The organism is Prevotella sp. Sow4_E9_plate (assembly GCF_052116205.1).
GTDB lineage: Bacteria > Bacteroidota > Bacteroidia > Bacteroidales > Bacteroidaceae > Prevotella.
On record NZ_JBQKLN010000045.1, the window covers coordinates 22,023 to 33,309 of the forward strand.

The 11,287-nt window shown below is 43.8% G+C and carries 9 protein-coding genes; 3 read left to right on the plus strand and 6 right to left on the minus strand.

Features of this window, described 5'->3' with window-relative positions; genetic code table 11:
• Positions 1 to 13 precede the first annotated feature (13 nt).
• Together ACTQ53_RS14175 and ACTQ53_RS14180 are read right to left on the minus strand one after the other, a co-directional pair.
• Complete coding sequence (locus ACTQ53_RS14175; protein WP_441933662.1) at positions 14 to 3,175, minus strand: SusC/RagA family TonB-linked outer membrane protein; 3,162 nt, start codon at positions 3,173 to 3,175, stop codon at positions 14 to 16.
• 24 nt (positions 3,176 to 3,199) lie between these two features.
• Entirely contained in the window at positions 3,200 to 4,858 is a 1,659-nt protein-coding gene (locus ACTQ53_RS14180) for a calcineurin-like phosphoesterase C-terminal domain-containing protein (protein ID WP_203040479.1), read from the minus strand.
• A gap of 2,104 nt (positions 4,859 to 6,962) precedes the next feature.
• Between ACTQ53_RS14180 and ACTQ53_RS14185 the strand changes: the two genes are divergently transcribed.
• The 3 genes from ACTQ53_RS14185 (at position 6,963) to ACTQ53_RS14195 (ending at position 8,480) form a co-directional block, all read left to right on the plus strand.
• Positions 6,963 to 7,340, plus strand: a complete 378-nt coding sequence (locus tag ACTQ53_RS14185) for a DUF2958 domain-containing protein (RefSeq protein ID WP_256620994.1) — start codon at positions 6,963 to 6,965, stop codon at positions 7,338 to 7,340.
• A gap of 64 nt (positions 7,341 to 7,404) precedes the next feature.
• Positions 7,405 to 7,986: a ribonucleotide-diphosphate reductase subunit alpha gene (locus tag ACTQ53_RS14190; protein WP_119227945.1), complete on the plus strand. Its 582-nt coding sequence runs from the start codon at positions 7,405 to 7,407 to the stop codon at positions 7,984 to 7,986.
• The gene (locus tag ACTQ53_RS14195) at positions 7,983 to 8,480 is read left to right on the plus strand and encodes an SLOG family protein (RefSeq protein ID WP_441933665.1); all 498 of its coding nucleotides are present in this window, start codon (positions 7,983 to 7,985) and stop codon (positions 8,478 to 8,480) included. The genes ACTQ53_RS14190 and ACTQ53_RS14195 overlap by 4 nt, the downstream gene beginning before the upstream one ends.
• A 190-nt stretch (positions 8,481 to 8,670) precedes the next feature.
• Here the strand turns inward: ACTQ53_RS14195 and ACTQ53_RS14200 are convergent, their stop codons facing one another.
• The 4 genes from ACTQ53_RS14200 to ACTQ53_RS14215 are packed head-to-tail and all read right to left on the minus strand — an operon-like array spanning position 8,671 to position 11,068.
• Entirely contained in the window at positions 8,671 to 9,378 is a 708-nt protein-coding gene (locus ACTQ53_RS14200) for an SDR family oxidoreductase (protein ID WP_441933667.1), read from the minus strand.
• Between the two features lie 5 nt (positions 9,379 to 9,383).
• Positions 9,384 to 9,824 (minus strand): ribonuclease H, encoded by a 441-nt coding sequence (locus tag ACTQ53_RS14205; protein ID WP_154479974.1) that lies wholly within the window; start codon positions 9,822 to 9,824, stop codon positions 9,384 to 9,386.
• Positions 9,825 to 9,826: 2 nt separating this feature from the next.
• The gene (locus tag ACTQ53_RS14210; protein WP_441933669.1) at positions 9,827 to 10,507 is read right to left on the minus strand and encodes a DNA alkylation repair protein; all 681 of its coding nucleotides are present in this window, start codon (positions 10,505 to 10,507) and stop codon (positions 9,827 to 9,829) included.
• Positions 10,508 to 10,552: 45 nt separating this feature from the next.
• On the minus strand, positions 10,553 to 11,068 hold the full coding sequence (locus ACTQ53_RS14215; protein WP_441933671.1) for a pyridoxamine 5'-phosphate oxidase family protein: 516 nt from the start codon (positions 11,066 to 11,068) through the stop codon (positions 10,553 to 10,555).
• Between the last annotated feature and the right edge of the window lie 219 nt (positions 11,069 to 11,287).

An 11,287-nucleotide genomic window follows, 5' to 3' on the forward strand; every position in this document is an offset into this window, starting at 1 on the left:
TCAACTTATTGTGTTAGAATGATAATTTTACGTTAACGCCGTATGAACGGGTCATAGGATACGACATAGTTTCGATACCGGAATGAACATCGCCGCCATTTACCATTCCCACCTCTGGGTCGTATTGTGGGAAACTGGTCAGACAGAACAGGTTGGTGGCATAAGCTCCAATCTGGGCAGACTTCACAGGACAGTTTTTCTTACTGAGCCATGTCTTAGGCAACTGCCAGTCGAGTCGTACCATCTTCAATTTGAGGAATGATGTATTGAACGTATTTTCCTCGGTGTTGTTTCGGTTCCAGACATAAGAGTTGTAATAGGTCTGTATATTGTCCACGATGGTAGTATTCTTGTGATAATTGCCATCCGCATCCTTGTACACACCATCTACAACAAGGCCATCGTATCTGCCTTCAAGTGAGTTCTTTAACTTTCCTTGATAGGAGAGAGCAAAGTTGGTAACCGAGAAGCAATGACCTCCATATTGGGCAGAAAATACCATGGCCAAGGTGAGATTCTTATATCTGAAGGTTTGAGTCATTCCGGCTTTCCAGTCAGGATCAACCTTACCGATACAGCGGGTAGGGCTAGTATCCAGCATAGGGTAACCATTCTTATCAATCAGTTTCATACCGGAACAGTCAATCTGGTTGCCGTTTTCATCTGTATAATAAGAACCCTCCGGTGCGCGCTGGTACCCCCTTCCGTAGATGTAGTTCATCTGCTGACCTACGTAGGAATATACATATACGCGGCTTCCGATTGTTGTTCCCATACTGGTCTGCAACGGGGTTTGCGGATCCCAGTCGTCTTGCAGCGAAACCAGCTTGTTCCAGTTTTTAGACCAGTTCATGTCTATGTTCCATGAAAAGTTTCTGGTCTTTACCGGTGTGCCGGAGAGAGACAGTTCAATACCCTGGTTCGTAATTTTACCAGCATTGATTTTGTATCCTGTAGCACCTGTAATCTGATCGGCAGAAACAGTAAGAATTTGGTTTGTTGAAGCTGTGTGGTAGGCAGTAAAGTCGAATCCCAAGCGTCCATTGAACATCTTTCCTTCGAATCCTGTTTCCCAACTTGCTACATTCTCCGGTTTCAGATTAGCGTCAGGAATGGTACCCTGCATGGTATAGCTTCCCGGGTATGAGGTGGATGAATAATATCGGTCAAGGGAATAAGGTGATGTATCATTACCTACATTCGCCCAAGAAAGGCGATATTTCAGCATATTCATCCAATGAGCCTTGTCCTGCAGGTTGAACACTCTGTCGAGAAGGATGCTGGCTGATACGGAAGGATAGAAGAAAGAGCGGTTGCTCTTGCTGAGCGTACTCGACCAGTCGTTGCGTGCTGTCAGATCCAGATAGTATGTGCCGTCCCAACTCATTTCAGCATAACCATAAAAGCTGTTTACAATCTTCTTCGTTTTATTGGCGTAGATATCCGGAATTTCTCCAGACGGCAGGTTGGTAATGTTGTATACGCCATCCATCTGAAGTTTATTGAGAGTGATGTCTGTGCGTCGGTACTTGCGCTCGAGACTGTTTCCACCAAAGGCTGCCGTCAGTCCGAAACGGTCTTCAAGCCAGTTGTTTTTATACTGCAACAGGAAGTCATGATTCAGAATATAGGAACGGGTGCTCTGTTCGCGATAGAATCCTGCCTGATAGTTGGGAGTGTACCAAGGTTTTCTCTGGGTACGCCAGTCGTTAGTTATGTCGATAGCAGAACGCAAGTTGAGTGTCAGTCCATTGAGAATTTTGATATTTACCTGTGCATTTCCGTAAATGCGATTACGATCGAGCGTATTGATCTCTTCGTATGCTGTACGGTAAGGGTTGTACGAGTCGTTAGCAGGATAAACAAGACTATTACCATGGGTGCCATCGGTATTGTTGTAGTTCTCTGCATTGTACCTGCCCTGGAAATATTCATCTTTCCATGCCTTGATAGGATTATTGTTGTATCCCCATACTAAGGCATACATCGGACTCTGTGCGCTATATCCACTGATAGGCAGATTGTCGCTGGACTTATGGTTATAGTTGACATTGGCTGTCAGCTTGATACTCTTGTTGATGGGAGTCTCGAAAGCCAGCGAAACTGAGTTCTGACGATAACCTGTGTTTGGTGTAATCCAGGTGTTTCGGGTGTCATTGATGGATGCTCTTGCCGATGTACCTCTACCATTACCTCCAGCTATACTAATGGTGTTTTTCCAGGTCACACCTGTTTGGAAGAATCCGGTATACCAGTCGTCCGCATATACCCATGGCAGTTTTTCATAGGTACCAGTTTCCCAGTTTTTAGACATATACTGGTATCTCATCTTGCTGGTATCAAATTTCTCTCCGAAAGCATAACGGGAAATATTGCGGTATGTAGCAATACCATCGGGAGCTTCGTTGGCATCCAGTGTCCAGAAGCAGAATGGACTTAATCCATTGTCACTTCCGGCGCCATATTCTTTCTGAAAATCAGGCCAATAACTGGCATAATCAAGTGTGACTGAAGAATTGAGTGTTACCCCGATACCCTTTTTGGTACTTCCTTTCTTGGTTGTGATGACTATAGCTCCATTACCTGCCAGCGAACCATACAGGGCAGTAGCTGCAGCTCCTTTCAGAACGGTAACTGATTCGATATCGTCTGGGTTAAGATCAGCAAGACTGCTTCCGAAATCTACCGGAGCATCACCATTGGCATAGTTGGCACCACTTCCAGTAGTTGGTGAGCCGGCATCCATCGGTATTCCATCAATGACGATGAGCGCGCTATTGTTGCCGTAGTTGAGCGAATTGTCACCTCTCAGCGTGATTCTCATGCTTCCTAACGGACCGGTACCTGCACCGACCATAGACAGGCCAGCTACTTTACCAGCCATGTTATCCAGCCAGTTTCCACTAACCGTACTGGTCAGTTCATCGTTATTGATTGTTTTCACAGAGTAACCTAATGCCTTTTCCTTGCGTGAGATACCCAAAGCTGTTACCACCACTTCATGGAGCGACTGGTTAGTGAAAGACTCTTTATTATCTTTTGCTACTTTTATTTTTTTGATGTTCCCTTCTGCTCCTACAATTGAGTCACGTGGAGCCATCTGTGCCATTGCGGGAGTAAGACCTCCCATGGAAACAAGGGCAAGACAGCCCAAACTCTTTTTAAAATGTCTCATATCTTCTTGAATTTATGTGCTACATTATCTGATATTTACGTTGAATGCTTTTGGTCTTTTCATTTCTTCCGTATAGACATGACCAAAGTTGTCAGTTACCTTGATCTTTATTGTACTGTTGCTTTTCGAAGCCTTTGCTTTGAAAAGGTGTGCAGTAGGGGTGGATGGGAAGGTAACCTTTGCTTTACCTCCAGCATTGATGCGCTTGGCATCGTAAGAAATAATGTGAAGCGGATCATAACCTTCCATGCGGGTTACCTCAAGCGGTTTTCCTTCTTCGGTTACTTCTATCTTCCAGTCAGGCTGATAATTCCAAATATTCAGCAGGATTTCATTATTGCTTTTCTTTACATCATATCCCTGTGCATATATCTTCATATCTTCTTGATATTTAGGAGCATATACTTCTGGAGCAATGTAAGTAGTGTTGAGATCGTAGGCTCTGAATTGGTATTTTTTATCAAAACCGCTACTTTTATAATACCATTCTGCCAGTTTGCCGTTCCACAGATATACGCCATAACCTCCTGGAGTTCCGTCGGTACAAGTATTATTGCCAGACAGTTTACCCGTCCACCACCATGTAGCACAGATAGCAGCAGTATTGTGTTCACGGATATTGTTTCGCTTTTGAACATTATAGTTGACATGTGTATGTCCGGAAAGGAAGTGGACATTGGAGAAATCTGCAAACAGGGTTTCTATCTCACCCGTGTTTTGCAGGTTATCATCATCAATTTCCTGATTACCACCCAGTTTTGGATTACCATAGAGAGGAGCATGGGTAGCTACCATGATAGGGGTGTTCTTATCCTGGATGGAAGCAAGGTCTTTCTTCAGCCATGCGAGTTCCTCCGGAATGACAGTTTCATTATAATTGCGCTTTCCGATGGTTCCCTGCGATGCACCAGCATTAAGATATTGTATGTCATCAATAATAATATAATGTACATTACCGGCATTGAAAGAATAATATACCGGTCCGCAGATCTTAATCCATTCATCTTCAGCCTTTCTGTCGTCAGGGAAGTAAGGATCGTTGTCGTGATTTCCCATGCAATGGAAGAAAGGAATCTCTATTTTCTGCAGTTCCCGGAAAGTTTCCTTGATGCCATAATTGTTGGAATACCAGAATCCGTCCCAACTCTCATCCCCCAGGCTGATGCCATAAACTTTATATCCCTGAGCACGCAATTCCTGAGCGGTCTGGTTGATATCAGCAGCTACACTTTCAAACTGGTTGATATCATTATTGCGTTTTGCCAAATGGAAGTCAGCCATGGCAAGGACAGCGTGTTTCTGATTATCAACCTTGTTGAGCGAGAAATCTATCTTTTCAGTTGTTTTAGTATCTTTGCTGGAAAGATGCTTGAAAAACTGTGGCAGGTTTCCTACCATGGTTGCTTCATATCCGGATGGGATAGAAACGAAGACATAGCCATATTTCTTTTTTGACAGGAAACTGTATTCGCCTTTGTCGTTGGTTTTCACAACTTCCACACCGTCAGAAACCACAGCATTGGCAATAGCCTTACCTCCACAGGTAACTTTACCCGTAATATTGCTCTGTTCTTTCTTGTGATTGCTGAACCCTTCAATATCAGCGTTGATGCTCTTTTCCGAGCAAGCTGTCATAGGTAAGGACAATGCTATAGACAGCAATAATGTTACAAAATTTTTCATTTTAATACCGTTAAATATTTCAGGTGCAAAATTATAGCGATATTATTTCAGCCCAGTTACTCTCTGATGAATATAGGATAACATCTCTGTTACAATCCGTTCATAGGTGTTACGAAGGTGTGATAACATTGAAGTATATGATAGAGACATGGATTATCTGAAAAGCCAGACAAAGTCATTTATTCAAGATTCTTAAAAGCATTGGCAGATTTTATTGGTCTTCTTTAAATTTTATCTAACAGGAGGAATCTTCCTCCTGTTAGATAAAATTTAAAACTTAATATATTTCTGCATTTTTAAAGCTATAGTTATGTTTGTCCAAAGTCCGGACATTGATAAGTGCATACTCTGCAGAGAACTTTAAGTTTTTTGTTAAATAGTTATCTGCTCCTGCTTCATAAAAGGTCTTGGCACTGTTCCTTTCATCATTATTGCGATATCCTTATAGTGATAATCGGCTGATTTTCCCTAATAATGCTTCGCCCCACGCCATGAAGGATGCTATTGGAGTTCCACCTGATAGACTTTGCAGTTATGTCAGCTGAGCGTGACGTAAGTGCATTGTCCCTCAGTCGGAAGGTGCCCACGAAACGACATCCGGTATCTTACAAACTGAGTAGGTGGGACGCAAGCGATTCCCACTTAATCAGTTTGACACTACTGCATGTCCATTCGTCGAGAAGGGCACTGGCTCACAGCATCAACCTTCATTTTCCCTCCCTTCCACCTTATTATAATATCCTGGTCTTCCTCTTTTAAATGTATTCATGTGGACGTGAATACATATATACATGGATAGGTGTGTACGTGTACACATATATACAACTTAAATCCTCATACCATAATGAGTAGCTGCCTTTATAGATTTGCATTTTTATAAACAAGATGATAATGCTTCGCCCCACGCCATGAAGGATGCTACTGGAGTTCCACCTGATAGACTTTGCATTTATGTCAGCAGAGCATGACGTAAGTGCAAAGCCCCTCAGTCGGAAAGTGCCCACGAAACGACATACGGTAGCTTACAAACTGAGTAGGTGGGACGCAAGCGCTTCCCACTTAATCAGTTTGACACTACTGCATGTCCATTCGTCGAGAAGGGCACTGGCTCACAGCATCCTCCTTCATTTTCCCTCCCTTCCACCTTATTAGAATATAATGCATTTCGTTTTTATAGGCATTCTGTCATTTCTCCTTCTAAAATGTATTCATGTGGATGTGAATACATATATACATGGATAGGTGTGTACGTGTACACATGAATACAACTTGAAGCCCTCATACCATGATGAGTAGCAGGCCTTTATAGATTTGCATTTTTATAAACAAGATGATAATGCTTCGCCCCTCGCCATGAAGGAAGCTACTGGAGTTCCACCTGATAGACCTTGCATTTATGTCAGCAGAGCATGACGTAAGTGCAAAGCCCCTCAGTCGGAAGGTGCCCACGAAACGACATGCGGTTGCTTACAAACTGAGTAGGTGGGACGCAAGCGATTCCCACTTATTCAGTTTGCCACTACTGCATGTCCATTCGTCGAGAAGGGCACTGGCTCACAGCATCAACCTTCATTTTCCCTCCCTTCCACCTTATTATAATATCCAGGTCTTCCTCTTTATAAGCATTCTGTCTTTCCTTATAAATCTTTCGGCTTTCCTTCTTTATAATCTTCGCCCACGCCATAGTCCAGTAAGCATGAACAGTTAGCCAGGGTGTTGTTCTTTCGCAGGCCGATTTTATCGACTTACGAAGGAACAGTACGCTGACTTTTAAAACTGTTGATACTTGCTTGGACTATTCCCACCCGGCTTTTCTATCCCTGCAGTCATTCCCTGTTATACTTTTTCTTCTTACTGAAACCAGAAGTCTTTGCTTCCGTATCGTCTTTGGGATTTCGGGATTCTTTTTCTGCAAAGTTATCGCGTATCTGGCAAATAGCAAGTCGTGATTCGGTAACAATCTTCCTTTTCCATGAAACATGCAAAAGAGTATTCTTCCCATCAGACTTGCCTTATTGCCTTGTACGCACTTTGAAAAGCAGAAAAAGCTTCCCGATCCCAAGTCCGAAAGGACTTAACGAAAGGGAGAAAAAATTTAGAGACTATGGCAAAAGATTTCAACAATCGCCTGATTACTCCAGAATTGGAGAAGGCAATGCAGGACTATCCGCTCTATTCCCAGGATAGCAAGAAGAAGGATGCAGTTTGCATCGCAGTGTTTTTCATCGGCAACGCTCGCTGGTACATTCTTGAAGGACAGCGAGAGAATGATGATTTTGTGCTCTTTGGCATCGTTGTAGGTCTGGCTGAGACTGAGTACAGCTACATTTCTGCCAATGAAATGGCAAGTGTGGAACTGGACGCAACCAAGTTCGGACTCGGCATAGTCAGAGTGGAGCAGAGAAAGCCATTCCAACCATGTCAGCTTTCTGAAATCATTGACAGAGAGTTGCAGTCTTTCCTCAGCAGACTCTACGATTGAAAACATTTTTCTCGGTGGGTAGTGGCTGATGGCAGCTACTTGCCAAGCAACAACAATTAAAGCTATGAACATGGTACAGGTTTATATCAAGGGACAGGAGGATAAGGAGTTGAGCAGCTTTTTGCGCTATTATCCGGTACGTATCAAGAACATCGGTATGGATGCTTTCTTCGACCGCCAGGTTATCTATGATTTCAAGGATGGTCGAAACCATGCTGATGTGGCGAAGTGCGTGGCAAAGATGCTTGTCAAGAAGTTTGGTCGCAAGGTTCGCAGCGTGGTTTTCTCCTGCGTTCCTGCAAGCAGTCAGGAGCGTAACGAGGCACGCAACAAGAATTTCTCCGAACTTGTCTGCAAGTTTTCAGGAGCAATCAACGGCTTTTCTCATGTCAAGGTTGTTGGCGAACGTACCGCAGTTCATGGCACAAAGGTCAAGAAGGAAGAGCGAGCAAAGCGCTTGAAGGAAAAGAATAATATAGAGGTGGATGCTAACTTCTTCAAAAACAAGATAGTCTGCATTTGGGACGATGTGGTCACTACCGGCACTTCATTCTGTGCCTACACCGCACAATTGGAACAAGTAGGGGCGCACGTAACAAACGGCATTTTCCTCGGCAAGACATCATATAAATATGTACAGCAATGAAAAGAAATAACATGACAAAGTTTGATAAGGCTGTTTCGGCAGCCTTTACTGGTCATCGCTTTTACAACTTCTCACAGCAGGAGGTTATAAGAGAGCGATTGACCAAAGCCATCCTCGAAGCTTATGAGCATAGCATCAGTAATTTTATTTCGGGATTCGCCATCGGTATTGACTTGATGGCAGCCCAGATTGTGCAGTCTCTGAAACCTTCCTGTCCAGGAATGACGCTTACCGCTGCCATTCCTTTCAGAGGTCAGGCTGATAGGTTCAAGCCCGGCGACAGGATGGCTTATGATGGATTGATGGCTTCAGCAGATGAGGTGATCATCCTTTCAGAATACTATTACACCCGATGTTTTCTTGACCGAGACGAGTTCATGGTTGAGAATGCATCCCTCCTCATTGCCTTCTATGATGGGAGAGAGAAGGGTGGAACCTACTACACTTTCAAGAAAGCCAACTGTTTGGGCATTCCGGTTGTGAATATATATTGAATAACTCGCTAAATATCAAGCTTATGAATGAATTTGTTGACATCATCGTTATCTACGTCATTTTCCGTGCCATCTTCGCCTTCCTGGGCGCATGGTGGCATGGAGATGGACGCAACGATTTCAGACGAGACCGATAAAAGGATTGGTCTCAATAGTTTTGTGTACTATTACTCAATTTCCTATATGAGTATTATTCCAGTTTCCATCCGCAATCACCATGGTAAATCATCTGTCGGGTCATTCCACCATCTATGCAGATGTTCTCGCCTGTGATGAAACCTGCCTTTTTGGAACAGAGGAAAAGTACCATGTTGGCAATGTCGAGAGGATTGCCGACACGTCCTGCCGGTTGCTGATAGGCATCGGGACCCTCATATACTTTATAGTCCGTATCTATCCATCCAGGAGAGATGGAATTGACACGAGCCTTGCCTGCAAGACTGACGGCAAGGGCATGTGTGAGTGCTGCAATACCGCCTTTCGCAGCCGTGTAGCTTTCTGTCTGAGGCTGACTCATGCGGTCGCGAGAAGATGAAATATTGACGATGGAAGCTCCTTCTGCAAGATGATCCTTCAGGAGTTTTACCATGTAGAAAGGCGCAGTTACACCCACTTTGAGCGCATACTCAAATTCTTCGTATGAGCATTCGTCAATGCCTTTCATCAGAGGTAGGGCATTGTTCACTATGAAATCAACCTTGCCGTATTTTTCGATTACAAGTTTCGTGAACTCCTCAATAGCATACCTGTTCGAGAGGTCGCCAACAAAGTGATCCAGTCCTTCTTGCTTGTCGATGACTTCTACCAGAGCTCCTTGCTTTCTGAATTCTTCGGCAATACATTTGCCAATGCCTTGTGCGCCACCTGTCACGATGACTACTTTATCTTTGTATTCCATTATTTTCATTTGTTTTTCAGATGAAACTCCTTCCTTGTCTTAGCCATTGCTTCCGTAGCCCTGTCATGGGTTTCTATCAGAAGTGGGCTTTTGTGATATTGTACGATTTTGACTCCGACAGAGTTGTGCCTTTTCTTTTCCTCAATGCATTGAACTATCAAGTCCGGATTAGCTGACTTTGATGTTGGAGCCTTGTCAAAATTCTGAATATAGGCAGCGTTGGTCAGGAAGAGAACGTCGGAACCTTCCGGGATTTCCTGCATTACCTTAATCATGAGTGTTAGCATCATTCGGAACTCTGTGGTGTGTAGGTCGCTGATTACATCACGGCTGATGATGCTGTCGTTGTTCTCAATCACAACGGCAGCACCACCAGCTCGCTCTTTATGGCCATAATCACATGAGCCACCTATCCAAACGTAATATGTAGATGTGTCTTGTGTCATAATTATTTTATCTTCAACGTCCGCAGATATTCCTTCTGCTCGGGCGTGATTCTGTAGCTCTCGATGGCCTTCTGGATGGTCTTGTTGTGCGTCCAGGGAGCAAGGCAGCGTTGCTCGATGTAGGGAATCGTTGCGTCCCATTGCTTGGTAAGAGCCGTGGCGAAGAACCAAGCAACCATCATCTTTACGTAATACTCTTCGCTCCTTACTGATGCAGGAATTTCAAGATATTCTGCCTTGAAGTCTTTATCCAGGTAATGAGACATAAGTGTCTCTATTCCAAAGCGGCAAATATAAATGTGTGATGATTTACTCCAAGTCTTGATCTTCGCCAACAGTTCCTTCTTGTGTTTGGCAAACACCTTCGGAGACATGATGTCGCAAACTGCCCAGTTGTCCACGAATGGCAGGAATCTGTCTGTAAGACGGATGCATTCTTCGTAGTCCTTCACCTCGGAAATGAGAAGACCATGAAGCATATTCTCATCGTGGTATTCGTGAGGAAGCTGATGAAGGAATTCCTCGCATTCAGCCTCCTTTGTAAATACTTTTGCAAACTTGCGAAGCACAGGAACACGAATGCCTATGAAACTCTCCATAGGCACTCCCGGTGTCAGTTTGGCTTGGAAAGCAGCATACTGCTTATCCTGCATGGCGAACAGTCTTTCTTGAAGTGAAGTCATAAATTCTTTGTTTTATAATGCAACATAGAAGGAGCAATTGCCTCTTTATTCCATTCTGCCATATTTCATTTCCACGCCCTCCTTATCATACTGCTTGCGCTTGCCGGTTGGAGGCTCAGTAAGCGTGATGCGAACTACAGCCGTGCGTGATAGGGAACGGGCGATGCTCTGGTCGAAAGCATCCATGTGGTGAGGAAGAAAACGCTCACAGATTAGTCGGAGACCATGAATCTTCTCTGCTTCAGCTGTCACGATTTCTGCCTTGCCGAATGCAATGGCTGATTTGAATTGCAGGGTGAAACTGCCGTCCTTCGGACCAACCGTAGGCGCACAACGGGTTACGGCTGAAAGGCAAACCTCAGGATGAGTCTTGATTGCCTCCAACTTCTTGCCTTCCAAGGCACCATGAAAATACCAGTTCACATCATCATCTGATGCAAGTGAAAGAGGTAAACCGTAAGGCTTGCCGTCTTCGTCAATAAAACTGACAGTTATATACGGAGCCTTGTGCATTACTTCCAATGCCCATAGACTATCCATTGCTCTTGATTCTTTTCTCATTTTTATCCAATTATTTTATATCTGTTATACTAAACACCTTTACCATATCAGAAAAGATACATCTTTCTTGCTATATATATGATCATTTAATATTACTTCTAATGTCTTGATTTGGCTCTGGTTCCGCAGCCATCATTGGCTGTTCCTCAGGAAGTATGTATCTACTGCTGATGTGGAGACCAGAATCATTGTTCGCTTCTATCTCTCCACGCAGTCGTT